General features: G+C 37.2%; 23 protein-coding genes. All 23 read left to right on the top strand.

Features of this window, described 5'->3' with window-relative positions; genetic code table 11:
• The first annotated feature begins 110 nt into the window (after positions 1 to 110).
• The 23 genes from GMA17_RS08190 to GMA17_RS08080 all read left to right on the top strand — a co-directional run bounded on the left by GMA17_RS08190 (position 111) and on the right by GMA17_RS08080 (position 25,515).
• Positions 111 to 1,385 (top strand): ABC transporter ATP-binding protein, encoded by a 1,275-nt coding sequence (locus GMA17_RS08190; protein ID WP_248395120.1) that lies wholly within the window; start codon positions 111 to 113, stop codon positions 1,383 to 1,385.
• Entirely contained in the window at positions 1,378 to 2,184 is an 807-nt protein-coding gene (locus GMA17_RS08185; protein WP_248395119.1) for a sulfotransferase domain-containing protein, read from the top strand. The genes GMA17_RS08190 and GMA17_RS08185 overlap by 8 nt, the downstream gene beginning before the upstream one ends.
• A complete protein-coding gene (locus GMA17_RS08180; protein WP_248395118.1) occupies positions 2,185 to 3,006 on the top strand; it encodes an FkbM family methyltransferase in 822 nt (273 codons plus the stop codon).
• Positions 3,003 to 4,274, top strand: coding sequence for a glycosyltransferase (locus tag GMA17_RS08175; protein WP_248395117.1), 1,272 nt, complete (start codon positions 3,003 to 3,005; stop codon positions 4,272 to 4,274). Before GMA17_RS08180 ends, GMA17_RS08175 begins: the two co-directional genes overlap by 4 nt.
• Before the next feature lie 20 nt (positions 4,275 to 4,294).
• The gene (gene gmd / locus GMA17_RS08170) at positions 4,295 to 5,431 is read left to right on the top strand and encodes a GDP-mannose 4,6-dehydratase (protein WP_248395116.1); all 1,137 of its coding nucleotides are present in this window, start codon (positions 4,295 to 4,297) and stop codon (positions 5,429 to 5,431) included.
• Positions 5,424 to 6,353, top strand: a complete 930-nt coding sequence (locus GMA17_RS08165; protein ID WP_248395115.1) for a GDP-L-fucose synthase — start codon at positions 5,424 to 5,426, stop codon at positions 6,351 to 6,353. The genes gmd and GMA17_RS08165 overlap by 8 nt, the downstream gene beginning before the upstream one ends.
• Positions 6,354 to 6,412: 59 nt before the next feature.
• The gene (locus GMA17_RS08160; RefSeq protein ID WP_248395114.1) at positions 6,413 to 7,189 is read left to right on the top strand and encodes a glycosyltransferase family 2 protein; all 777 of its coding nucleotides are present in this window, start codon (positions 6,413 to 6,415) and stop codon (positions 7,187 to 7,189) included.
• Complete coding sequence (locus tag GMA17_RS08155) at positions 7,186 to 8,298, top strand: glycosyltransferase (protein WP_248395113.1); 1,113 nt, start codon at positions 7,186 to 7,188, stop codon at positions 8,296 to 8,298. The genes GMA17_RS08160 and GMA17_RS08155 overlap by 4 nt, the downstream gene beginning before the upstream one ends.
• Before the next feature lie 36 nt (positions 8,299 to 8,334).
• Positions 8,335 to 9,300: a glycosyltransferase family 2 protein gene (locus GMA17_RS08150; RefSeq protein ID WP_248395112.1), complete on the top strand. Its 966-nt coding sequence runs from the start codon at positions 8,335 to 8,337 to the stop codon at positions 9,298 to 9,300.
• A complete protein-coding gene (locus tag GMA17_RS08145) occupies positions 9,301 to 10,209 on the top strand; it encodes a glycosyltransferase (protein ID WP_248395111.1) in 909 nt (302 codons plus the stop codon). It begins immediately after the preceding gene.
• An 80-nt stretch (positions 10,210 to 10,289) separates the two neighbouring features.
• The gene (locus GMA17_RS08140; protein ID WP_248395110.1) at positions 10,290 to 11,075 is read left to right on the top strand and encodes an FkbM family methyltransferase; all 786 of its coding nucleotides are present in this window, start codon (positions 10,290 to 10,292) and stop codon (positions 11,073 to 11,075) included.
• A 3-nt stretch (positions 11,076 to 11,078) separates the two neighbouring features.
• Positions 11,079 to 12,107 (top strand): glycosyltransferase family 2 protein, encoded by a 1,029-nt coding sequence (locus GMA17_RS08135; RefSeq protein WP_248395109.1) that lies wholly within the window; start codon positions 11,079 to 11,081, stop codon positions 12,105 to 12,107.
• Between the two features lie 9 nt (positions 12,108 to 12,116).
• Positions 12,117 to 13,229, top strand: a complete 1,113-nt coding sequence (locus GMA17_RS08130; protein WP_248395108.1) for a glycosyltransferase family 4 protein — start codon at positions 12,117 to 12,119, stop codon at positions 13,227 to 13,229.
• Positions 13,230 to 13,235: 6 nt separating this feature from the next.
• Positions 13,236 to 15,068, top strand: coding sequence for an asparagine synthase (glutamine-hydrolyzing) (asnB, locus tag GMA17_RS08125; protein WP_248395107.1), 1,833 nt, complete (start codon positions 13,236 to 13,238; stop codon positions 15,066 to 15,068).
• A gap of 237 nt (positions 15,069 to 15,305) precedes the next feature.
• A complete protein-coding gene (locus tag GMA17_RS08120) occupies positions 15,306 to 16,694 on the top strand; it encodes an asparagine synthase-related protein (RefSeq protein WP_248395106.1) in 1,389 nt (462 codons plus the stop codon).
• Positions 16,691 to 17,677 (top strand): glycosyltransferase family 2 protein, encoded by a 987-nt coding sequence (locus GMA17_RS08115; protein ID WP_248395105.1) that lies wholly within the window; start codon positions 16,691 to 16,693, stop codon positions 17,675 to 17,677. The genes GMA17_RS08120 and GMA17_RS08115 overlap by 4 nt, the downstream gene beginning before the upstream one ends.
• Positions 17,678 to 17,683: 6 nt before the next feature.
• A complete protein-coding gene (locus tag GMA17_RS08110) occupies positions 17,684 to 18,277 on the top strand; it encodes a serine acetyltransferase (protein WP_248395104.1) in 594 nt (197 codons plus the stop codon).
• Positions 18,267 to 19,376 carry a glycosyltransferase gene (locus GMA17_RS08105; protein ID WP_248395103.1) on the top strand — a complete coding sequence of 370 codons (1,110 nt, stop codon included), beginning with the start codon at positions 18,267 to 18,269 and terminating at the stop codon, positions 19,374 to 19,376. Before GMA17_RS08110 ends, GMA17_RS08105 begins: the two co-directional genes overlap by 11 nt.
• The gene (locus tag GMA17_RS08100) at positions 19,363 to 20,217 is read left to right on the top strand and encodes a sulfotransferase family protein (RefSeq protein ID WP_248395102.1); all 855 of its coding nucleotides are present in this window, start codon (positions 19,363 to 19,365) and stop codon (positions 20,215 to 20,217) included. Before GMA17_RS08105 ends, GMA17_RS08100 begins: the two co-directional genes overlap by 14 nt.
• Positions 20,218 to 20,223: 6 nt before the next feature.
• A complete protein-coding gene (locus GMA17_RS08095) occupies positions 20,224 to 21,651 on the top strand; it encodes an MBOAT family protein (RefSeq protein WP_248395101.1) in 1,428 nt (475 codons plus the stop codon).
• Positions 21,651 to 22,538, top strand: coding sequence for a hypothetical protein (locus GMA17_RS08090; RefSeq protein WP_248395100.1), 888 nt, complete (start codon positions 21,651 to 21,653; stop codon positions 22,536 to 22,538). Before GMA17_RS08095 ends, GMA17_RS08090 begins: the two co-directional genes overlap by 1 nt.
• 274 nt (positions 22,539 to 22,812) lie before the next feature.
• Positions 22,813 to 24,006 (top strand): glycosyltransferase family 4 protein, encoded by a 1,194-nt coding sequence (locus GMA17_RS08085; RefSeq protein WP_248395099.1) that lies wholly within the window; start codon positions 22,813 to 22,815, stop codon positions 24,004 to 24,006.
• A gap of 312 nt (positions 24,007 to 24,318) precedes the next feature.
• On the top strand, positions 24,319 to 25,515 hold the full coding sequence (locus GMA17_RS08080; RefSeq protein WP_248395098.1) for a glycosyltransferase: 1,197 nt from the start codon (positions 24,319 to 24,321) through the stop codon (positions 25,513 to 25,515).
• The last annotated feature ends 725 nt before the right edge of the window (positions 25,516 to 26,240 follow it).

Genomic DNA, 26,240 nt, shown 5'->3' with positions numbered 1-26,240 from the left:
ATAATTATTTTTTTATAGTCGCAGTCGCCGTCGCAGTTAACAGTTGACGGGTTAGAATTATAGAGGTTTGAATAATGAAACATTGAATATCGAATAACGAATTATAGAATATGAGTGTCATTTTAAAAGCCGAAAACATCAGCAAACAATACCGCTTGGGGCTTGTGGGTACTGGTACCATTAGTCATGATTTGAACAGGTGGTGGGCTGGTATTCGCGGAAAGGAAGATCCGTATTTAAAAGTGGGTTCTGTAAACGACCGCAGTGCTAAAGCGGATAGTGATTATGTTTGGGCGTTGCAAGACATTAATTTTGAAGTACAGCGCGGTGAAGTATTGGGTATTATTGGGAAAAATGGGGCTGGAAAAAGTACGCTGCTTAAAATATTAAGTCGGGTTACGATCCCTACAACTGGTGAAATTAAAACCAAAGGCCGCATTGCTAGTTTACTGGAAGTAGGAACGGGGTTTCACCCCGAACTCACTGGGCGTGAGAATATTTATTTAAATGGGGCTATTCTAGGGATGAGTAAGGCTGAAATACGCAGCAAAGAGGACGAAATTATTGCTTTTTCTGGTTGTGAGCGTTATGTAGATACCCCTGTAAAACGGTATAGTAGTGGTATGCGCGTACGCTTGGCTTTTGCCGTTGCCGCTTTTTTAGAACCTGATATTTTGGTGATTGATGAGGTGTTGGCTGTTGGCGATGCCGAATTCCAAAAAAAGGCCATTGGCAAAATGCAGGATATTAGTCAAGGTGATGGGCGGACGGTGTTGTTTGTGAGTCATAATATGGCCGCTGTAAAAAGCTTGTGTACTCGGGCTATTGTTTTGGAGCACGGGAAAACGGTTTTTGAAGGTGGAACGGATGACGCTGTGGATTTTTATTTGAATAATGAAAATATGCAGTTAAGTAGTGGTTTGGTTGAATATGTTGCTGATGAAGTTAGTAATAACGAGATACAGTTGTTGCAAGTTTCTGTTACAGATACAACACAACGCATTAGGTCGGCATTTTTGCAGTCTGAAGCCATCCATATTCAGATCACTTTTTTAGCCAAAACGGAGATAAAAGGCATGCGTTTTAATTTAAGTGTTAAAAACACCTATGGTGTTATAGCATTTGTCACTAGTTCACATGAATTAACCAAATTAGGTATTGCAAAAGGAGAACATACATTAAAACTCATCATACCAGAATTTTTATTAAATAAAACGCAATATACGTTAACTCTAAACGCCGGAATTCCAGGTAAGATAATGCTTATAGAACCTATTGATGTCTTACTTGTTGATATAGAAGGTGAACATGCTGGAGGTTCTACTTACATTGAAAAATGGCCTGGACTTGTTTCACCTAAATTAGAATGGACCTTAGATGAATAAATTAAAAAAAAATATGAAGCGTATTTTAAAGTTTGATGAGCGTATTGCACAACAAACAGAAAATAAGATGCGTATGAATAATTTTTTACCCATTACAGAAACAAAACCACAGGATATTTTTATTGCAGGTTTTCCAAAGTCCGGAAATACATGGATGCAAAACCTGATAGCTGGTTTACAATATGGTATAGAAACGTCCATGCTACCAGATTCACTAACGCAAGAGTTGATTCCGGATGTTCATGGGAAACAATACTATAAAAGATTTCATGATGTGGTATTTTTTAAAACGCATGAGCTTCCAAGAAAAGAAATGAAACGTGTAATTCATTTGGTTCGAGATGGTAGAGACGCCATGGCATCTTATTATGCAATGCATCAAGCTATGAAAAAGCAAGTAACATTAAAGGAGATGGTTCTTGAGGGTAAAGATGTATATCCATGTAGATGGCATGAACATACTCGAATTTGGTTAGATAACCCTTTTAATGCTGAAATACTAATAATAAAATATGAAGATTTAATTCAGGATGCCTTTAAGGAATTAAAAAAAATTGTAGAGTTTGCTAAATTAAGTTGCACGGACGATTTAATTTATAAAGCTATAGAAGGAAACTCTTTTGAGCAAATGAAGAAGAAAGAAAAAGAATTTGGTTGGAATAATAAAGAATGGGATGCAAATGAAGACTTTATTAGAAAAGGAAAAGTAGGTTCATATAAAGAAGAGATTTCAGTTGAATTAATTCAATCTTTCGAGAGTCTTTCAAAAGTTGAATTAGAATTTTTTAACTATTTATAAATGAAGAAGTATATTTCTCCAGAGATTAAAGCACTTATAAAGCGAAAGCTTAATAAGATTTCTTTAAAGTCTGAAACTGAATTCGAAAAATTAAAACGAGTACCAAGATATACAAAAACATCAGCTGTTATTGATGGGTTTAAGTTGGTTATTCCTGATAGTGCTTCTTTCTTATTTATGTACGATGAGATTTTTAGAACTGAAATTTATAAGTTTAAAACTAAAAATCAGTCGCCATATATCATTGATGGTGGTGCCAATATAGGATTAGCGACTATTTATTTTAAGAAACTATTTCCTGATGCAGAGATTGTGGCATTTGAACCAGATTCCTATATCTATGATATTTTGGAGTCTAATATAAAGAGTTGTGCTTTTGATACTGTTAAACTTATTAAAAAGGGTTTATGGAATGAAGAAACAACTTTAAAGTTCAAGTCAGAAGGTGCGGATGCTGGATTATTAGAAACGATTAATAAAAGTGATAATTCCAATAGTCATGATATACCAGTGACTTCCTTAAAACCTTATTTACAAAAACCTGTAGATTTTTTGAAATTAGATATAGAAGGTGCAGAAACCACAGTATTAAAAGATATAGCTGAAGATTTAGAGAATGTGGCACGTATATTTGTAGAATATCATTCTTTTGTTGGGCAGGAACAGACATTGAATGAAATTATACAAATACTAAAAGAAGCGGGCTTTAGACTCTATATTTCTTCTCCTGGGATATCAAGCAAATCTCCATTTGTAAAGTTAACGGAATATTGTGGTATGGATATGCAGTTAAATATCTATGGAATTAAACAGCATAAATGAAAATACTAATAGTCAACACATACGATAGAGGAGGCGCCGCAAATGCCTGTTTGCGTTTGCATGAAGGTTTGTTGCATAAAGCGGTTGATTCTAAAGTGCTTTTAAGACATAAGGAAAAATCATTACCTAAAACATTTCAATTTCATAAAAGCCATTCATCCAAAAGTAAGTTTCATATTTTAAAAGAAAAAGTATTGCTTTTTTTACGTGTTATGGGTATTCTTAACAAACCAAAAGCATCTAAAGAACAGCAATTTTTAAAACAACGGGAATCTGGTTTGGAATTATTTAGTTTTCCAGATTCAAATTTCGACATCACCAGTTCTCCACTTTATCAAGAAGCCGACATCATTAATTTGCATTGGGTAGCCAGTTTTTTAGATTATGAGTCCTTTTTCAGAAAAAACACCAAACCCGTGGTTTGGACCTTGCATGATATGAATCCGTTTACGGGTGGCGAACACTATTTGGAAACAACTTTAGGTATAGATTCAGTTGGAGAGCCTCTATCAAGAGAGCTATCAGAACTAGAGAAACGTGTATTTAAAGAAAACTTATCTTTAAAATTTAAAGCCATACAATCTGCCTCAAATATTAGTATCGTTGCACCTTCGGAATGGTTGGGACTAGAAGCTCAAAACAGTACTGTTTTTAAATCAAAACCAGTGTATTGTATTCCTTATGGGATTAATGCTGAAGTATTTCAACCCAGAAATAGAAATTATTCAAGAGCGATTTTAAATATCCCCAAAAATAAAAAAGTTATTTTATTTGTAGCCGATTCCATTAGTAATCACCGAAAGGGATATGCCTATTTAAAAAAAGCTTTTGACTTGATGCAACGTGATGATGTGATTTTATGTGCTGTAGGGAGTAAAAAAAGTGCATTAGAGTCTGTTAAGAATACGATTGAATTAGGTTCTATTTATGATGAACGCTTAATGAGTATGGCCTATTCTGCTGCCGATGTATTTGTTATTCCCTCATTAATGGATAACTTGCCTAATACGGTTTTAGAATCGCTTATGTGCGGTACACCCGTTATAGGGTTTCCAATTGGAGGCATTCCAGATATGATTCAAGATGGTGAAAATGGTTTGTTGACTAAAACGGTTAATAGTATGGCATTATTAGACACGATTGACACGTTTCTTGTAACCATGGACTCATTTGATAGAGAATCTATTAGAGCGCATGCTATTAAAAAATATGATTTAAAAATTCAAGCAGATTCGTATATTGACTTGTTTAAGACTATATTAAAATAATAAGAGGTGTCAAGTTTAAAATGAAAAATCAAAAAACAGCATTAATTACAGGGGTCACCGGACAAGATGGTGCCTATTTGGCCGAGCTTTTGCTAGAAAAAGGCTATCAGGTACATGGTATTAAACGTCGCGCCTCTTTATTAAATACAGACCGTGTAGATCATTTATATCAAGATCCGCATGAGGAAGATATTCGGTTTACCTTACATTATGGCGATTTAAGTGATGCGATGAATATCACGCGGATTATTCAAGATGTGCACCCTGATGAGATTTATAATTTGGGTGCCATGAGTCATGTAAAAGTGAGTTTTGATACGCCGGAATATACCGCCAACGTAGATGGTTTGGGAACCTTGCGGATTCTAGAAGCCGTTCGTTTATTGGGGCTTACAGAAAAAACTAAAATCTATCAAGCTTCCACGTCGGAATTATATGGTTTAGTACAAGAAACCCCGCAATGTGAAACGACACCATTTTATCCAAGATCGCCTTATGGTGTGGCAAAATTGTATGCCTACTGGATTACCGTTAATTATAGAGAAGCTTATAATATGTACGCTTGTAATGGGATTTTGTTTAATCACGAATCCCCTTTGCGTGGAGAGACCTTTGTGTCTCGAAAAATTACACGCGCAGCCAGTCGGATTGCTTTAAAGCAACAAGATGTTTTATATTTAGGAAATCTAGATGCGCAACGCGATTGGGGACATGCCAAAGATTACGTAGAAGCTATGTGGCTGATGTTGCAACAGGACACACCCAGGGATTATGTGATAGCTACAGGTGTTACTACAAGTGTTCGAGATTTTGTGAATATGGCTTTTAAAGAGGTTGGAATTGAACTTATCTTTTCGGGTAAAGGCGCTGATGAGGTGGCGGTAGTTTCTGCTTGCCATGATTTGGAATACCAATTGCCCATTGGCCAGGTAGTTGTAAAAATAGATCCTAATTATTATAGACCAACAGAAGTAGATTTATTAGTGGGAAATGCGGATAAATGTAAAGAATTGTTGAATTGGGAGCCGAAATATACCTTGAAGACATTAATAACCGAAATGATGGTTTATGATTTAAACATGTGCCAGAAAGAAGCCTATTTAAAAGCAGGTGGTTTTGATTCCAACGCGCAGAAAGCCTCTTTTAAGCATGAATAAAAACGCTAAAATATATGTTGCTGGTCATACTGGAATGGTAGGTTCTGCCATTATGAGAGCCTTGGAAGCCCAAGGATTTACGAATTTGCTTTATAGAAGCTCTAAAGAACTAGATTTAACCAATCAGCAAGCCGTTTCTACGTTTTTTGAAACGGAAAAACCAGACTATGTGTTTCTCGCGGCCGCTAAAGTAGGTGGGATTGTCGCTAATAATACGTATCGTGCCGATTTTTTATATGAGAATCTTATGATGGAGGCGAACGTGATTCATCAGAGTTATGTGCATGCCGTCAAGAAACTTTTGTTTTTAGGGTCGTCCTGTATCTATCCAAAATATGCGGAGCAGCCAATACAGGAATCTAGTATGTTAACTGGTGCTTTAGAACCGACCAATGAGCCTTATGCTATTGCGAAAATAGCAGGTGTGAAACTTTGTGAAAATTATAATAGACAATATGGTTGTAATTTTATTTCCGCTATGCCTACTAATTTATATGGACCGAATGATAATTACGATTTAAAGAATTCCCATGTGCTACCCGCTTTGTTGCGTAAGTTTCATGCTGCGAAAGAAGCCAATTTACCTCGTGTTGAGGTTTGGGGTTCAGGAAAACCCATGCGCGAATTTTTGCATGTGGATGATTTGGCTGAAGCTTGCTGCTTTTTAATGACACATTACACCGGGAATGCACCTATTAATATTGGTACGGGAACAGATTTATCTATCCAAGACCTAGCGCTTTTAATCCAAGATATTACTGGTTTTAAAGGAACTATTGATTGGAATACTGACAAACCTGATGGTACGCCACGTAAATTATTAGACGTTAGTAAAATTCATGGTTTGGGCTGGAAACATAAGATAGGTTTGAAAGACGGGATTCGTTTAGTTTATAATGAGAAGTTTTTAAAAGAGAAATAGAGTGTATTATCTGTATGGTAAAAGATCTGAGAGGTTATTAATTGTTAACGCTTTATTAAATGAAAATTAGTGTATTAACACCCAGTTATAATTCTGGTAAATATATAGAAACGAGTATTGCTAGTGTTTTAGCGCAAGGTTATACCAATTGGGAGCATATAGTTGTGGACGGTTTATCATCAGACAATACGGTAGAGATACTTAAAAAACATGCACATATCAATTGGATATCCGAAAAAGATAGTGGGCAATCGGATGCTATGAACAAAGCTTTTGGATTATGTACTGGAGATTTAATTGTGTATTTAAATGCTGATGATTATTTTTACCCAGATGCTTTTCAGATTATTGTTGACAAGTTTAAGGATTATCCTAGTGCTGATATTATTGTGGGTAATTTAGATGTTGATCGAAATGGGGTACTTGAAACGAGTACAAATGCAACTATATTGTGGCAAGATTTATCGATTATAAAAGGACGTTTCCCTTTAAACCCTGTTAGTTATTTTTATAAAAGAAAGGTTCAGGAAACTATCGGAAATTTTCCAAATGATGAACACTATACAATGGATTATTGGTTTTTAATTCGTGCTTTTTATCTTTTTAAGCCAGTAAAAATCGAAGATGTTTTGGGTTGCTTTGTGTTCGATGGGAACAATAAAACAAGCGTAATTGTTGATGGTTTTTCAATTCAGATGCCACATGCGCTCCGATTTACCTTAAAGTATACACCTAAACGTTTTTTTAAAGTCTATTATAATTTACTGAAAAATAAAAGGAATAAAACTCGTGAAGCTGTATTGTTAAGAAAGGTGTTAAAAAAATTAAGCAGATGAACATTGCCATTTTTTCACCCAGTCAGAACCCATATTCGGAAACCTTTATTCAGGCACATAAAAACTACCTGAAAGGTTCTGTTTTTTATTATTTTGGAACAAAAGCGCGCATCAGATTAGAAGGTGCTGGAAGTTTGGTTTCTAAATTACAAATTTTGCGTTATCGTTTCATTCGCAAATTTAAAAATTATTCTTATTCTTATGTTCAAGAGCAGTCGGTTTTAGCATCATTAAAAAGACATGCTATAGATGTTGTTTTAGTAGAGTATGGCACACATGCTCATCATTTATTGCCCATTTTGAAACAAAGCGGTTTGCCTTTCGTGGTTCATTTTCATGGCTATGATGCGAGTGTTTACGAAACTTTAATAAATTGCAATAATTACCAAGAAGTTTTTAGTATAGCCTCTAAAATTATAGCGGTTTCCAGAAAGATGGAACAGATGTTGTTAACGCTAAGCTGTCCAAAAGGCAAGCTGGTTTATAATGTATATGGACCACAGCCTGAATTTGAATTGGTTAAACCAAATTATGCGAAAAAGCAGTTTATAGGCATTGGCCGTTTTACGGATAAGAAAGCGCCTTATTATACGATTATGGCTTTTAAAGAAGTCGTTGCGAAACATCCTGATGCTCAATTGCTTTTGGCAGGTGATGGTGTATTGCTTAATATGTGTCAAAACCTTGTTAAGCACTATGGTATTGAAAAACACGTTCAATTTTTAGGTGTCATAACACCCGAAACTTACAGACATATACTATCAGAATCGTTAGCTTTTGTGCAACATTCTATAACTGCTAGTAATGGTGATATGGAAGGCACGCCCTTGGCTGTCTTGGAAGCTAGCGTTGCTGGTTTACCTGTAATAGCAACGAATCATGCTGGTATTCCTGATGTTATTATACATGGACAAACGGGCTTGTTGTGTGATGAACATGATGTGGCGGGGATGGCTAAACATATGTTGCAGGTGTTTGATAATGTTGCCTATGCTCGACAACTAGGAGCCGCAGGGAAAATACATATTTTGAATCATTTTAGTATGCAACTACATATTGAAACCCTACAAGACATTTTGGAACAAGTCGTTAAAGATTATAGATTATAACTTGATACTTGTATATTAGTACCATAAAACGTTTTCATGTCCGTGCAACCACTAGTTTCCATTATTATTCCCACTTTTAATCGGGCCCATTTACTAAGCGAGACCTTGGATTCGGTATTGGCTCAAACTTATAGCCATTGGGAGTGTATCGTGGTTGATGATGGGAGTACGGATGGCACCGAAGCGCTACTTAAAGCTTATATGGCCAAGGACAGCCGCTTTCAATACCATAAACGGCCAGACAGCCATTTGCCTGGTGGCAATGGGGCTCGGAACTATGGGTTTGAGATTTCGAAAGGTGATTACATTCAATGGTTTGATGATGATGATGTGATGTTGCCAGAGTTTTTAAAACAGAAATTAACAGCTTTTAAAGATACCATAAATTTTGTGGTATGCTCCGGTACCATTGTAAGCGTTGATATGGAGATTTTGGGTTCTTTACAAATGGATAATAGTTTATCCTTATATAAAGGTTTTGTGCTTTGGCGCAATCAAATTACTACGAATTGTGTTCTGTTTAAACGGTCATTTTTAATAGGCAAAACACTTTTTAACCCTGAAATTTTGAGAGGTCAGGAGAGTGAGTTTTTTGGAAGATTATTTTTTGATGTTTATAATGATGAGTTTGTAGTGATTTCTGAAAAGCTTTTTTTATATAGGCAGCATGACACGACAAAATCGTCTAAAAATAAGGTTTATAATCCAGTTTATAAAACGTCGGAAATAACTATTGCTATAGAAAACCTTAAGCGCAGTATACTTCTAAATGATTTAGAGCTGATACATTACTTTTACAGACTCCTTATTCACTTTCTGTTTAGAGCATTGGAACACCGAGATGAGGAAAACGTAAAGATTGTGGTTAAAGCTATAAGTAATAGCGTTAAACCTTTAAATTGGTGGGTGGTTTTTCAATTGCAACTGGTAACAAACGTCTTGCTGTTTTCAAAAAGATCATTTTACAGAATAGAAATGTATTTTAAAACTTATACACTATAAATGGTTGCAGAACAACAACTCGTTTCTATAATTATCCCCACTTTTAATCGAGCAAGCTATATAGGTGACGCTCTGAATAGTATTATGGTACAAAGCTATACCCATTGGGAATGTATAGTTGTTGATGATGGAAGCAGGGATAATACGGCAGACATCATGCATGCTATTTGTAAAAAGGACGCGCGGATTAGCTATTATAAACGGTCTAAAGATTATCCGAAAGGCGTAAATGGTGCTCGGAATTTTGGTATTGCTAAAAGTAAGGGTGACTATATAGCTTTTTGTGATGATGATGATTTTTGGTTACCCGAGAAACTAGAAAAACAAATACCTATTTTTAAATCCCATCCGGAGGTTGGCTTGGTTACTGGTAATATTGAGTTTGTTAATGCTGATGGTGTTCGTACGGGACGTGTTATTACCCAAACAGGGAACCATGGTTATGTGTTTGAAGACTTGCTATTTAAAAATAGGCTTTCAATGATAGCGCCGGTTATAAGGCGTAGTGTGATTGATAAAGTGGGTTTGTTTAATACCAATTTTACGCTTTCCGAGGACTGGGAATATTGGCGACGTGTGGCTTATTACTATCCCTTTTATGCCTTGCCTGATGTGTTGGCCTGTGTCCGGAAACACAATTCAAATACCTCCTTGATTGTTACTAACGCTCCTTTTGAGCAATATGTGCTATACAGAAAATTAACAACAGCACTTTTGGCATGGGGAGACGGGCGTTTTACCAAATCTGATAGGCAATTAATTGCAAAAGTTGAGGCCAAGCGGTATAGGCAGATTTTTCGGAATCATTGTCCTGGGGTTAGAAATAAACTGGGGTTAATCATTCAGGTTTTTAAAAATGATTGGAAAGATGGAGTTCGTTTTATCTATTTATTAATGCAGATACGATAAAAGCAAGATACTTTTAACTACTAAAAACATTTTTTTAAACGTATATTAAGTTGTTTATTTATCACGTTAAATAATACTCTATGATTCAGTTGTTAAGGATTTTTAAAACATACGGTTATGAAGGTTTTAAACAGTTTGTTAAACTTCAATTGGGGCGAATTCCTTATTTAAAATTTAAAGATGACACTAGAATTACCATATATATACCGAAATACAAACAGCCTATTTATTTAAGAAGGCACACTTCAGATTTTGCAACATTTAAACAAATATTTGATGCCAAAGAATACGCTCTTGACTATCCATTTAAACCAAAAACTATTATTGATGCCGGAGCAAATGTAGGTTTAGCCGCAGTGTATTTCATTCATCGTTTTCCGAAAACTAAAATTTACTCGATTGAGCCTGAAGCTTCAAATATTAGAGTTTTAAAAAAGAATACCAAGGCTTATAAACAAGTGGTGTTATTACCAAATGCTTTACATCATACTACCAATGAATTATTAGAAATTGTTGATGAAGGGATTGGAAAATGGGGGTTTGTTACAAAGCAAGCAACAGAAATTCTTAATGCTAAATCCATAGTGTCTTCCGTGCAAACGGTAAGTATTCAAGCGATCATTGATAGGTATGAAATTTCTATTATTGATATTTTAAAAATTGATATTGAAGGAGCAGAAATGGCTCTTTTTGAAAAAAATTATGATAGTTGGTTGCCTAAAACGCGTTGCTTGATTATTGAGTTGCATGATCGGTTTTATCCAGGATGTCAAGAGCGCGTTTTTGGTGTTATGGATCAGTATAATTTTTCCCAATTCAAAAAAGGCGAGAATTGGGTGTTTTTTAATGAGGATTTTAAGCTTTAAAAGATGAATACAAACCCCAAAGTAACGGTTTTAATGCCAATTTATAACTGCGACCAGTATGTTGGAGAAGCTATAGATAGTATTTTAGGGCAAACGTTTACTGATTTTGAGTTTTTAATTATTGATGACGCTTCAACTGATAAAACGGTTTCTATTGTAAAAGGTTATAGTGACTCTAGAATCAAATTCATCAGAAAACCTAAAAACACAGGTTATACTAATAGTTTAAATTATGGTTTAGCTATGGCCAAAGGTGCGTATATAGCCAGAATGGATGGTGATGATATTAGTTTGCCTGAACGCTTTGCTAAACAGGTAACATTTATGGACGCCTACCCTGAAGTAGTTGCTTGCGGAACGACCTATAGCATAATTGGTAGTGGTATTATTAAGAAAGTGCCTATTAATCATGGCGATATAAAAGTGCAATTATTACAGAAAACATGTTTTGGACATCCAACTGTTATGTTGCGTAAAGCTGTTTTTGAGAAGTTCAAGGTTGCATATAATTCGGATCGAGAGCCAGCAGAAGATTACGATTTATGGGTTCGGCTCTTGAAGTATGGAAAGCTCGCAAATTTACCAGGGGTTTTATTGTCCTACCGGGTGCATGATGGGCAAGTGTCTCAAAATAGAACCCAAATAAAACGTGAGAATACGGCAAGTATTAGATTAAACTTGTTAAAATATCTAGATTATTGCTTTAGTTTAAATGAAGAGCAACTATTAAAAAAAATACTTTTGCGGAATGATATTTTAACTTTAGAAGAGATAAATAACTATCTGCTTCTAAAATTAAAATTAATTGAATCAAATAAAGGCTTTTTTAAAAATGAAGGTTTACAGAAATATTTTATTGATTTACAGAGTGTTGTACTCAAAGATTATTTCTTAAAAAGAAAGCTATTTTCATTACCTATTTTTGTTGACTATTTGACTTTAGGACGGAAATGTAATTTTAAATTACCCTTGATGTCCATGTTTAAACTATTGATTAAATCTGTAATCAACTTCGAAAACAAAGGTTCATAATTAAAAACGATGATTCATAATCCAATTAAATTAATCCAGCTTTTTGAAACCTACGGAGAGGTATATCAACCCTATATTTCTCCGGTTATTCAATCATTAAAGGCAGATACTAAATTGCACGTAGCTGTCGTTGCTTTTAATACGCATGACACGGTAGACTTTTTTGTTCCCCGCTATAAAAAACGTTGGTTAAAAGAAAAATGGTACGCCTTGACACATAATTCTAGATTGAATTATTTAGAAATTTTATGTTTGGAACAGCAGGCTGCCATTATACATGTGCAACAATCCTATTTATTTTCTAAAGTTACAAATTTACTAGACTTGCCACGTGATCAAAGACCTCGAGTCGTTATAACACTTCGTGGTGGCGACACTTATGTTAAACCATGGCATTCTGTGAAATGGCAAGATTTTTATAAAAATTATGGGCATGTTGTAGCTGCTTTTGTGGTTATGAGTATGCATCAAAAAAACTATTTACACGAAAAATGGGGTGTTTCTTTAGAACGTATTCATGTGATACCCATTTCTTTTGGTCAAGCCTTTGACGCTTCCATTAAGCAGGCAGACCCAAATGTTATGCGTGTTGTTTCTGCTTTTAGAATGTGTTGGGAAAAAAATATAGCTGGTAATTTACGAACCATTAAACTTATAAAAGCGCGCGGGATTCCTGTTCAATATGATTTATACGGTGATGGTGCTGATTCTGGACAAGTTTATTACCTCATAGATAAGTATGACTTACATGATTGTGTTACCTACCATGGCAGGTTAGACAACAGCGAAATAAAAGCACAGTTAAAACGATATGATTTCTATTTACAGTTGAGTTATTCAGAATCTTTAGGCATGTCAGTTATAGAGGCTCAATCCCAAGGAATACCAGCTATTGTTTCCAATAGTGATGGCTTACCTGAAGTGGTTGTGGATAACCAAACTGGATTTTGTGTAGCGCCTCATGACTCTGAAGCCGCGGCTACACATCTTTTGCAGTTATGGCAGAACCCTGATTTATATAAGCAATTTAGTCAAGAAGCCATTGCATTTAGTCAGCAACATTTTTCTGTGGAAACCGAAGTAGAAGCCTTGCGAAGACTTTACAAATCCTTAATACCTTAAATTGCTATGTGCGGATTTCTAGGCGAATTTACCTTTCAACATAACTCCTTAACGGAGTTGGCATCCTTTGAAGCCCTTTTGGCCTTATCCCAACATCGTGGGCCTGACGCTTCGTGTACCACAAGAGGTTCTGGGTTCCAGTTGGGATTTAATCGGTTGGCTATTTTAGATGTTTCGGCACAGGGGAATCAGCCGAAGGAAAGTCCGAGTGGGCGTTATCAGGTGGTGTTTAATGGTGAGCTTTATAACTATCAAGATCTTGCTGCAACCTATGCACTAACTGATTTACATTCTACTTCGGACACAGAGGTCTTGATTCATTTATTAGATGTATTAGGCGTAGCAGCTACTATACCGTTACTGAATGGGATGTTTGCCATTGCCATTATTGATACGGAAACAGACTGTTTGTATCTGACCCGTGATTTTGCAGGTATTAAGCCTTTGTTTTATGGGGTGGCAAATGAAGGTGTTGTTATGGCATCGCAATTTGATCAGGTTTTTAAACACGCTTGGTTTTGTGATTCTTTGGAATTAAAGCCAGAGATTGTAAAAGACTATTTTGGTTTTGGTTATATGCAAGCCCCTAACACTATTTATAGCGGTATTTTTCAGGTAAATCCTGGTGATTTAATACAAGTGAATAGGGCTGGAGAGGTTATACATAAAAGGCTTGTTACTTTTAAAAAAAGACAGGGTCCTAATTTGAAGGACACCGGTTTGACCCCTATCTTACAAACAGCTGTTTCTAAACAGTTAGTTAGTGATGTGCCCATTGCTACTTTTTTAAGTGGTGGTATTGATAGTCCGTTGATTAGTGCGTATGCCAAAAAGCACATTTCTGATATTGAAGCTTTTACTTTGGCTGTTGATAACCCGGCGCTTAACGAAAGTGAGATAGCCAAGGGCTATGCGGCCCATTTGGATATTACACAGCATATTGTTTCTGTTAAAGAATTGGATTTATTGTTAGAAATAGATGCACATTTTAAAGCCTTTTCAGAACCTTTTGGAGATTATTCTAGCATTCCCACTTATGTTATTTCAAAAGAAGCCAAAAAGAAACATACCGTTATGTTATCTGGTGATGGTGGTGATGAACTGTTTTTTGGGTATCCTAGGATGTTGGATGTTTTACAAAAACGATGGTGGTTTAAATTGCCTTATGCCATTAGGAAGCCGTTAGCTCAAATCACTAATACCCTTGGGTTAACTAAAACTTGGGCGCCTTATTTTAAGAGCTTTGATACCTTTGTTACTAATAAGCATTTAAAGTTGCCAGCTGCCACTTTAGATGGTGCTTTCCCGAATAGGTCATTTTCGAAAACCATGACTGACTTGTATACTTTTACAAATTCTAGCGCACCCAGTCTTTTACATCAACTGCGATGGAATGAATTTTATGCCCATATGCAACGTGTTTTGATAAAAGTTGATCGGGCCAGTATGGCGCATAGTTTGGAAGTACGTGTGCCGTTTTTGGATAAAACAAGTATTGCGTGGGCTTGGCAGCAAAAAGGTGATTTAAAGACGAAACACGATTTGAAGAAGGATTTGAAAACGTTACTAGCCGAGGAGGTGCCAGAGTCCTTAATAAACCAAAAGAAAATGGGTTTTACCGTGCCTTTAAAAGCCTGGTTGCATACGGCGTTACAAGCAGATGTTATGCATGCTGTTTTTGATACGCCTTTTTATGGTAAAGAGGTTATAGAGGTATCGATTTTACAAGCTTATGTTCAGGATTTTTTTGATGGTAAACATGATAATGCCTGGGGGGTTTGGCATATTTATGCTTGGCAGAAATGGTGGATGGCTCATGGGATTATAGAGGGAAGTTAAAAGTGGAAAGTGGAAAGTGAAAAGTGAAAAGTGAAAAGTGGAAAGTGACAAGTGGAAAGTGACAAGTGGAAACTTAATTATGAATAATGACAAGTGACAATTGACCAGTGGATGATAACGAATGATATGCTTGGTATGCAAGGAAAGGTGGGACTAAAGTTTCTCTATTTTTGAGATTCTTCGCTTTGCTCTGAATGCCAAACGTCTTTTTTATTATATTCGTCCTATATTCAACGCATGACTATAAAAACACCCATACTCCCTAGTAAACAACAGTTTGCTAAAATTGCCAAGCAGCCGCACGAACTCGATTTGGAGGCCATTTGTGTTTTTATGGCTACAGGGTTTTTTATGGGAGGTGATACCTATTGGAAGGACGAAGTCTGTTTGCTTCCAGGCCATAATCATATTATAGACGATGAAGGTTTTTTAGTCAACAGTAAACCCTGGTTTCGTTGGCATTACACGCCACGCGCCATAACCTTTGAAGATACTTTGGATGAATACATTGAATTACTTACTACCATAACTAAAGAGCAGGTGGGTGATAATCCCGTTATTTTGCCGCTGTCTGGTGGTTTAGATAGTAGGAGTCAAGCACTGATTCTAAAAGATTTGCCTAACCCTGTGCATGGGTATAGTTATAGTTTTCAAGGCGGTTTTGCAGAGCATGAGATTAGTAAAGACATTGCGCAGGTTTGTGGGTTTCGCTTTAGCCCCTATATTATTCAACCTGGGTATTTATGGGATTGCATTGATGACTTGGCTCAAATAAATGGTTGTTACTCCGAGTTTACTCATCCAAGGCAAATGGCCGTTTTACCACAATTAAAAGCTATGGACGGTGTTTTTTCATTGGGGCATTGGGGTGATGTGTTGTTTGACCGTGGCGCTCCGGAACAAACGACCGAAGCTGATATTATACCTTTACTTTTTAAGAAAATGGTAAAGCCTAAAGGCTTGGAGCTTGCCCAGCAGTTATGGCAATATTGGGGCTTGGCAGGCGACTTTACTTCCTACCTCATGGGCCGGATAGAAACCGATTTATCTGCTATTGCCATAGATAACGTGAGTGCCAAAGTTCGCGCTTTTAAAACGAGTCAGTGGGCGCACCGTTGGACGACGACTAATTTAAGCGTATTTGCGGCCGCACATCCCATTACCTTGCCCTATTATGATAACCGGATGTGTGACTATATTTGTACAGTTCCCGAAGCCTATTTGGCTGATAGACGCTTGCAAATAGCCCATTTACAACAAGATAGAGAGCTTGCTCGTATAACCTGGCAAGACCATAAACCTTTTAGCTTAAACACCTATTTATATAATAAAGCCCCTTATAATTTGCCGTACCGGGTTTGGAATAAATTGCAGCGTGAAGGACAAGCCTTTATAGGGAAACCCTATGTACAGCGAAATTGGGAATTGCAGTTTGTGGGGGCTGAAAATGACCAGGCTTTACAAAGCCGAATTTTTAATCCAGATTTTCATAGCTTTATTCCCGAATCTCTAGTTCAAGACACCTATCAGCATTTTTTAACAACGGATCCGGTTCATTATGCGCATCCGGTAAGTATGTTGCTGACCTTGTCTTTATGGCATAAACAAAATCAGACATCTCTATGAAGCTATCCGTTGTTATACCTGTTTATAATGGTGCTGATTTTATAGAAAAATCCTACCATTCTATCTTGAGTCAGCAAATACAAGATTTTGAACTTATTTATGTGGATAATAACTCCCAGGATCCGTCTGTTGAATACATAAGAAAAATGGTGCAATTGGACTCTCGAGTTTCTCTTCTAGCTGAAAGTAAGCAAGGTGCTGCTGCTGCTCGAAATACAGGCATAAAACATGCACAAGGGGATTATATTTATATATTTGATGTGGACGATGAAATCTATCCAGGTGCATTACAAAAACTGATTGCTGTTTTAGAAGCCTATCCAAAAACCGATGCCGTTTTTGGAAAAATGGTCAAGTCCTACAAAGGTATTTCAGAAACCCGTAAGCCTGATGACGAAACCCATAAGGTTATAAGAAAAGAACCTCCATATTGGGGTTTGCATTGGTTTTCTAGCTTAAAAACTGTGGTTGGACCACCCGCCTTTTTGTATCGAAAAAGAGTTTTTGATAAAATAGGATTATATAACGAAGCTATACGGAATAATGAAGATACTGCTTTGGACATTAAATTGGGAATGAGTTCACGCGTTGCTTTTTTAGACACCTATGTCTATTTGTATTATAAACATGCAGACTCTACCATTGAGCAGTCTAAACGAAAAACACCACGCGCCTTTATGGTTTGGCCTCGCTTGGTAAAAGAACATCTGCCTTTTTATTTGGAGCAAGACACACCTTTGCGATTTAAAAGCTTATTATTTAGTCAGTTGTTCCAATCTATGGGGAGGCAAGTGGTTTTTACTAAAGGGTTAAAAAACCGTCAGGATTTAAAGCAGCAGTTATATCATGATTTACAGGCTATACGGATTCCGTTGGTGATTCGCTTATATTTATCCATATTGGTTATCTTGCCACTCGAATCCTTACGCAAAGTTTATGGTTACTATATGGTGCCTTATGTTGTTAAGCAGTTTACGAACTAATATTTTATGCTCATGAACCCCCGACAGCTTATAACACATGCTTTTAAAAAACTGCTATTGCAGCGTTTATATAAGCGTTATGTGGTTACTAGCCCTGTAATTCAGGCAGATATAAAACAAACTTTGTTGGTACGTGGGAGCAAAGCCCAATATGCAACGCTAGAAAAGCAATTTCAGCACGTTATGATTTATTACCCAGATTATGCCTATATTTTTTTCTGGCGGATTAATAAGCTCGGCTATCGTTGGCGTTATTTATTTATGAATGATTTGCCTTGTAAACTATTTAGGAGTACGGAGATTGCTGGTGGTTTGATGTGTTATCATCCGTTTGCCACGGTTATTAACGCGAAATCTATAGGGCGTAATTTTCAATTTCGGAATGGTTTAACTGTTGGTAATAAGGGGAATGATAATCATTTATTGCCCGTTATTGGTAACAACGTTACGGTAGGTGCTCATGTGGTGATTATTGGGGCTATTACCATTGGTGATCAGGTTACTATTGGCGCTGGTTCTGTGGTGGTTAAGGATGTGCCTTCCCATTGTGTTGTAGCTGGCAATCCTGCAAAAATTATAAGACGTTTAGATGAGCACTAAAAAAATACGCATTCTTTTTACCATATCTAATTTTAATACGGCAGGCAGTGGTAAAGTTGTTTATGATTTGGTTCGGGGTTTGGATAGTTCCAAATTTGATATTGAAATAGCCTGCGGTAGTGATGCTGGAGCTTTTTTTAAAGAGGTAGCATCTTTGGGGCTTCCTATCCATATTTTTGAAACTAAAACGCCTTATAAACCCTATTTTAGTTTGCTGCCTCGGATATGGGCTATTTCTAAATTTTATAAAGCGCAAAATTATGATATTGTTCATTCGTGGCAGTGGAGTAGTGATTGGACTGAAGCTTTAGCTGCGCGCTTTGTTGGTGTTAAATGGCTTTACACCAAAAAAGCTATGGGTTTTAATTCTAAACATTGGTATATAAAAAGTTATTTGGCTCATTTTATCGTGACTATTAATGATGAGATGCGTGGTTATTTTCCCAATAAACAGCAACAAGCTTTAATTCCTTTAGGTATTGATACCAATTATTATTCTCCTGATGCTGTTTTAAAACCTATTGCTGTTGATGCCACTGCATTTCATGTTATAACGGTGGCTAATTTGGTGCCTGTAAAGGGTATTCAGGTTTTAATGGAAGCTATACATTTACTTCAAGATTCGACTATACGCTTAAGTATATTAGGGGATTGCGACAATGATTATGGTCGTGACATGATGGCTTTAGGGCATGCGTTAGGGCTGCAGAACCAGATTCAGTTTCTTGGAAAGCAGTTGGATGTACGCCCGTATATTAAGTCTGCTGATTTATATGTGATTCCTACTTTGGATGAAGGCCGAAAGGAGGGGATGCCTATGGCATTGGTAGAAGCCATGAGTATGGGCATTCCGGTGCTTGGTTCGGATATTACCGGAATAAATTTTGTGTTAAGTGATTTTAAACACCTTTTGTTTGAGGCTGGAAATCCAGAAGCTTTATCTTTAAAAATTAATACCATTAAATGTATGGATGTTGAAGCGCGGTTTAAAATAGGGCAGGATTTACGGGTGTATTGTCAAGCACATTTTACGATGGAAGCCTTTATAACCGCTCATGAAGAACTCTATAAAACTTTGTTGAAAGATGGGGCGATTTAATAAACATATTATAGTTGTTGGGAGTGCCCGAAGCGGTACGAGTTGGTTAAGCGAAACTTTGGCGCAACCATACCGGTACCGCATGTTGTTTGAACCTGAACAGGAAACACGTACTAAAAACGGTTATTTATTATGTGATCGGTGGTTCAAAGAACCATCTGATTCGGCAGCAGCCTATGCTTATTTACGGCGTGTATTTAAAAACCGAGTTGATTGTGATTGGATTGCCCAAAATAGCAATCGGAAGTGGAAACGGCATTTGTGGCCTTTTGTACCGAAACAGTTTATTATTAAATTTGTCCGGTTCAATTTGTCTGCTACCTATTTACATAAGGTGTTTGGCATACCTGTGATTCATATTATTAGAAACCCCTATGATGTTATTCGCTCGCAACAGCAAGTGAAATTCCCTTGGTTGTATGATTTATCACATTTTGTAGCGCAAGATTCATTAGTCGCTTTGATTCAAACCGAGTTTGGTTATGATATAACAAAACACGAGGACTTATTACCTATTGAAATATTAACTTTGCGATGGTGTATTGAAAATGTGATTCCGTTGGAAGTTTCATCCCCATATACGGGAGACATGGAAGTGGTTCGTTATGAGGATTTGTCAAGAGATATTAACCTGTTTTATGGTTTATGCGACCGCTTTAATTTGGAACCTGTTGCTAACCTACAAAAATACTATAAACAGCCCTCATCTAAAACACATCCTGAAAGTGCGTTGGTGACCACTGGTTATAAAAAGGATAGGTTAACTGCCGACGATCTCTCTCACATTAATAGGATATTAGCTATTTTCAAATCGACTTTATACGAAGGTCGCAACTCCTAATTTCCTATGCTATTCAACTCCTTAGACTTCGCTATTTTTCTGCCCTTGGTATTTATACTGTATTGGTTTGTATTTAAGCGTTGGTTGTCTGCACAGAATGTGTTATTGTTAGTAGCCAGTTATGTGTTTTATGGCTGGTGGGATTGGCGTTTTTTAGGGTTGATTGTGTTTAGTACGCTTGTTGATTATACGGTGGCTCGGGGTTTGGCAAAGGCGGAGAAACCCCAAAAGCGGAAGCTATTACTCGGGATTAGTTTGATTTGTAATTTAGGCCTGCTCGGGTTTTTTAAATATTATAATTTTTTTGTGGACAGTTGGGTGGATGCTTGGGGCAGTATAGGCGTGAGCCTGTCTGTAGAAACGCTCTCCATAATTTTACCCGTTGGGATTAGCTTTTATACGTTTCAAACCTTGAGCTATACCATTGATGTGTACCGAAGGCAATTAGAGCCCACCAAGAATATGGTACAATTTGCTACGTACGTGGCCTTTTTTCCGCAATTAGTGGCGGGGCCAATTGAGCGCGCCAAGCAGTTGTTACCCCAGTTTTCCAAGCCACGCGTCTTTGATTCTGACTTTGCCATAAGCGGTGTGTCTCTTATTATTTGGGGTTTGTTTAAAAAAATGGTAGTGGCTGATAATTGTGCCTTTTTTGTGAATCAGATTTTTGATGGCTCTGGCGGCTATAGTTCCGCAGAACTGTTTTTAGGAGCCGTTTTATTTGCTTTTCAAATATATGGTGATTTTTCAGGCTATTCTGATATTGCCATTGGTGTGGCGCGACTTTTTGGGTTCAACTTAATGACGAACTTTTCATTTCCTTATTTTTCGAGGGATATCGCCGAATTTTGGAGGCGTTGGCATATTTCTCTGTCTACTTGGTTTCGGGATTATTTATATATTCCGTTAGGCGGTTCCAGAGGGCGGATGTGGTTCCAGATTCGGAATGTGTTTATTGTGTTTTTGGTGAGTGGTTTTTGGCATGGTGCCAATTGGACCTTTATTATTTGGGGTGGGATTCATGCCCTTTTGTTTTTACCACTGCTAATTGGTGGAAAAAACCGGAATTATATAGATGGTACGCGCATGCGACTTCGGGAAGCGCCTCGTATTTTACTTACTTTTATATTTGTTTGTTTGGCTTGGATTTTTTTTAGAGCCGATACCGTGACTATTGCTTGGACGCTATTGGAAGATCTTGTTCGATTTGATTCTCTATCGTTAGAATTGTTTTATAGTAGTTCCAAATCGCTTTTATTTAGTGCTATTACTGCTTTAGGCATTTTGGTGTTGCTTTTTTATGAGTTTCGAACCGTGCAAAAAAACAAACAAGAGGTGGTATTGTCTACTTTTCACGTTATATTTATTGCGGTATTAATTGTTTTTATGGGTGTTTATAAGAATCCAGTAGACTTTATATATTTTCAATTTTAATGGGTATTTTTCTACAACGTATTGGTTTTATTTTACTACTATTTATAGGGGTTTCTTCGGCTATCTCATATGGTAGTTTATGGGCATTACGTCAAGGGTCGTTTTACAAGCCCTCATTTTTGGAGCGGCAAATAGAAAGCTCTGCATTTGATTATATTATATTGGGTTCTAGCACGGGTTTAACAACGCTTAATACGCAGGTCATTGATTCGGTTTCAGGCAAGCATGGATTGAATTTATCTATGGATGATACGAGTTTATCTAGTCAGTATTTGATGCTTCAGCATTTTATGGCATCTGGTAAGCAAACGCCGGTATGTATATTAGCTGCCAGTATCTTGGATTATGATGTTATAGACCATGTGTTAAGCGGCAATGACTATCGTTTTTTACCTTATGTTTCGCGCCCTTATGTTTATGATTATTATGACTCTTTTTCCGGCAGGTCAGCTGGGTTAGCCGCTAATAGTTTGTGGTTCCCCATGCTTGGCGTGGGTTATTATAATGCGGAATTGTTTTATCCATCGTTGGTTAGTTTGGTAGAACCCCAAAAACGCAATCGGTTTGATGCTTATGGGAATTACAGCTATCCTATTACTACTCAGGTTTCGGAATTGATTGTTTCTAGACGCCCCAAAACGCTCCAATTTAAAAACCCCTATTTTAAAAAGATTCAGGATTTATGTGCTAAATATGACATGACCTTAATGGTTTATATACCACCTCATAAAACCTTGGCTGTGGCGACGGGGACTACCTTGTTTCCGGTTATTAATCATTCTGATATTTTAAAGGATACGCGGTATTTTTATGATGATTTTCATGTGAATCGATTGGGTCGGCAGGCAGTAAGTTTGCGGTTTGCGGACATGTTCGCGGGGTTTTAGGGCTTATGGTTTCTTTCTTTAGTAGGTAAGCAAGGTTCCTTCAATCGGCAGATGGTCCCATTGCTGACATATTCTACAGGACTCTTTTTTAGGTTTAATCGATTTTTATGTTTCAAACCCTCCGTCTAGATCTCCTATGGTCGATCTAGCCACCTCCCTTTAACTAAAGGGAGGAGCCAAAAACAGTTAGGGTTTATTGCCTGTGGTTAAAAATTGAAATAGTTGGGTTTGGTTTCGTAAAGATTTTTACCTTTAGATTTTAAAATATGACTTGTTGAAAACCCCCTTAAAAATAGCTATTTACTCTGGAGAAATACCGAGTACTACCTTTATAGAGCGTCTGATTTCAGGTGTGGCTCATGCTGGGCATTCCGTGATTCTTTTTGGTATTTTACGTAAACGACCAAGCTATTCGTCTCGTGTTAGGGTGGTGGGATACCGATTGAATAGGCTATCCAAGTTTTGGCATTTGATGCGTTATGGTATACTCTTGACCTTGTTTAAAGGTGGTGACAAAAAACGGTTGGATGCCTATTTAAAGCAGCAGCAGAAAACTGATGTTTATACCAAAGTCAAATATTATTCTGTGCTATGGTATCAGCCTGATGTGTTTCATTTGCAGTGGGCCAAAGGCCTAAAGGATTGGATTTGGGTTCAGGATTTTGGTATGAAATTGGTGTTAAGTCTGCGCGGTGCCCATATTAATTATTCGCCGATAGCCGATGCCGCTTTAGCTGCTATGTATCAGGCATACTTTCCTAAAGTTGATAGGTTTCATGCGGTATCTGGAGCTATTGGATTGGAAGCTCAAAAATATGGTGCCGCCCAAAACAAAATTACTGTTGTATATAGTGGATTACCGGCTTCTGAAATTCAAACAGGCATAGACAAGAAACCGGAGCTTTTGGGTTTACCTGATAAGCCACTGGATATCATTTCCGTAGGACGGCCTCATTGGGTAAAAGGCTATAGCTATGCATTAGATGCCTGTAAAATACTACAAGCGCAAGAAGTTGATTTTCATTACACTATAATTGGAGGCGCTAAAGATATTGAACTGGCTTATCAGGTTCACGACTTGCATCTGTCCAAACAGGTGACTTTATTAAATCCACTACCTTATCCTCAAGTTCAAGAACTTATAGCACAGGCCGATTTATTGCTGTTACCTAGTATTAAGGAAGGAATTGCCAATGTGGTATTGGAAGCTATGGCTTTAGGCACCTTGGTTTTAAGCACGGATTGTGGCGGTATGGATGAGGTTGTTCATGATGGTGAGACGGGTTTTTTGGTTCCTATACGGGATTCCCAGGCCATGGCAGCCAAAATTATTGAGATTGCCAATTTGAGCGAGACCGAAACCGTACGCATTCGTGAGAATGGCTTGGAAGCTATAAAAACTAATCATCGTGAGGAACAGATGGTTCAAGGGATGATTGGGCTTTATCATGGATTGTTTGAAGAGTGAAAAGTGAAGCGTGAATAGTGAAGCGTGAAGAGTGAATAGTGAACAGTGAAAAGTGAAGCGTGAAGCGTGAAAAGTTAAAAGTGAAGCGTGAAGCGTGAAAAGTGAAAAGTGAAAAGTGAAAAGTGAATAGTGACGAGTGAAAAATTAAAAGTGACTAATGACTACGGCAGGTAGGTGTTGATTTTTGAGGTTGGGAGTAGGGATGAGTTGTGAATTGTGCGGTGTTGCGTTGACATTGAAATAGAAAAATTGCTATATTATAATGCACATAGGAACTATTATGAAACTTAGAACCATGGGTTTTTACTATATATGAGAGAAAGAACGACATTTAATAAACGTATTGGTCTTGTGTTATCCACGGTGCCGCGCTATTCTGAAACCTTTTTTAGAAATAAAATAAGTGGATTACAGGATAAGGGTTTTGAGGTTGTTTTATTTGTTGATTATTTAGATCCGACCGACTATGATTTTGGATGTCAGGTAGTAGCCGCTCCTCATTTTGGAGGTGGTCTTTTGACGCGCATATGGTATAGTTTTATAGCGCTTGTACAGGCACTTTTTATGCACCCTAGAAGAAGCTATAAATTGTTTGCTTTAAATAAAGCCGATGGCATCCATTTAAAAGCTAATATTAGACAACTTATTTTGAATCAGTTTTTTTTTAGTCAGAATGTGGATTGGCTTCATTTTGGATTTGGCATGTTGGCTGTTACGCGTGAAAATGTGGCGCAAGCCATGGACGCAAAAATGGCGGTGAGTTTTAGGGGTTATGATTTGTATTTGTCGCCTTTGAAACATCCGGGATGTTATGATTTATTGTTTAAAAAGGCCGTGCGTTACCATGTATTGTCTGAAGAAATGAAACAGACTTTGGTTGATTATACTATTTTGCCTCGTAATATTCAGGTGATAACACCTGCTATTAATACGCAGTTTTTTAAAGGGCATGGATTGGCTAATGCTAATCCCGTGTTGCAGTTAATTACTGTTGGACGATTGCATTGGAAAAAAGGATTGGAATACACCCTGGAAGCCTTGGCGCTGTTGAAGGCTGCGGGTATTGCTTTTCATTATACCATTATTGGTGCTGGGAGTGAACGCGAGCGTCTTGTTTTTGCTGCACATCAGTTAGGTTTACTGGATTGTATTTCATTTACAGGAAAACTACCCCAAGAAGCGGTTAAGTGGCAACTAGAAAACGCCTCTATTTATATTCAATACAGTATTCAAGAAGGTTTTTGTAATGCCGTATTAGAGGCTCAAGCAATGGGTTTGCTTTGTGTGGTTAGTGATGCTGAAGGTTTGCAAGAGAACGTGTTGCATGCTGAAACGGGCTGGGTAGTTCCTAAACGACAGCCCCAGCTTTTAGCCAAACAATTGGTACAGGTTATTGAGCTTTCCACAGTCGATAAAGAAGTTATAAGAACACGTGCCATACGACGTGTTCGTGATGCATTTAATCTTCATAAACAGCAAGCCGCATTTTTGGCGTTTTATAATAGGTAGAAAGCTAATATTATAATAATTTTCTATTTTAGATATTATAGTTTATCCATCTTATCTTTTTTACTCACATTGCTTCTTATGACGCTTTAAGGTGTGCGTGAAAACACTTATTTTTTCATTGATAAAGATCCTGCGCTTTGCTCTGGACAGGCTACCCAAACCTGCCTGCCGGCAGGAAATCAAAACCGTTTTTAGGAAATTACTCATTCACGTTATTTTATTTTTAGGTATTTGTGAATGCTCCGCATTTTCCTGCGTGACGTTCGCTTTTTTCTTTAAGTTAACTTGGATTGTGAAATTACTTTGGTTCTTAACTCCCTTGATTTGGAAGTTTTACGATAGCTTGGTAGCTCTCTATTTCTTAAAACGATTGGGTTTAGGTATTTGAAATTCAAAGTTTCTGGTTTCTGGTTCCTTTCTTTGTGAAGCAAGCAATCAAAACCGTTTTAATGTTTATTTTTTGTACTCACCGCACCTGTTTATTTTTGGATAGTTAACAATGTTTTGTTCATTTTATTCGTTCGTATCTATTTTTATTATGGTACTCATGATGTGCTGCGCAGTTGCCTTGATGCAGATCCTGCGCTTTGCTCTGGACAGGCTACCCAAACCTGCCTGCCGGCAGGCAGGAAATCAAAACCATTTAAAGGAAATTACTCATTCACGTTACTTTATTTTTAGGTATTCGTGAATGCTCCGCATTTTCCTGCGTGACGTTCGCTTTT

The sequence above is a fragment of the Bizionia sp. M204 genome, from assembly GCF_023205095.1.
Taxonomy (GTDB): Bacteria; Bacteroidota; Bacteroidia; order Flavobacteriales; family Flavobacteriaceae; genus Algorimicrobium; species Algorimicrobium hallyeonense.
Note: the sequence above shows the minus strand (reverse complement) of the source record. Positions and strands in the feature narration are given on the sequence as shown.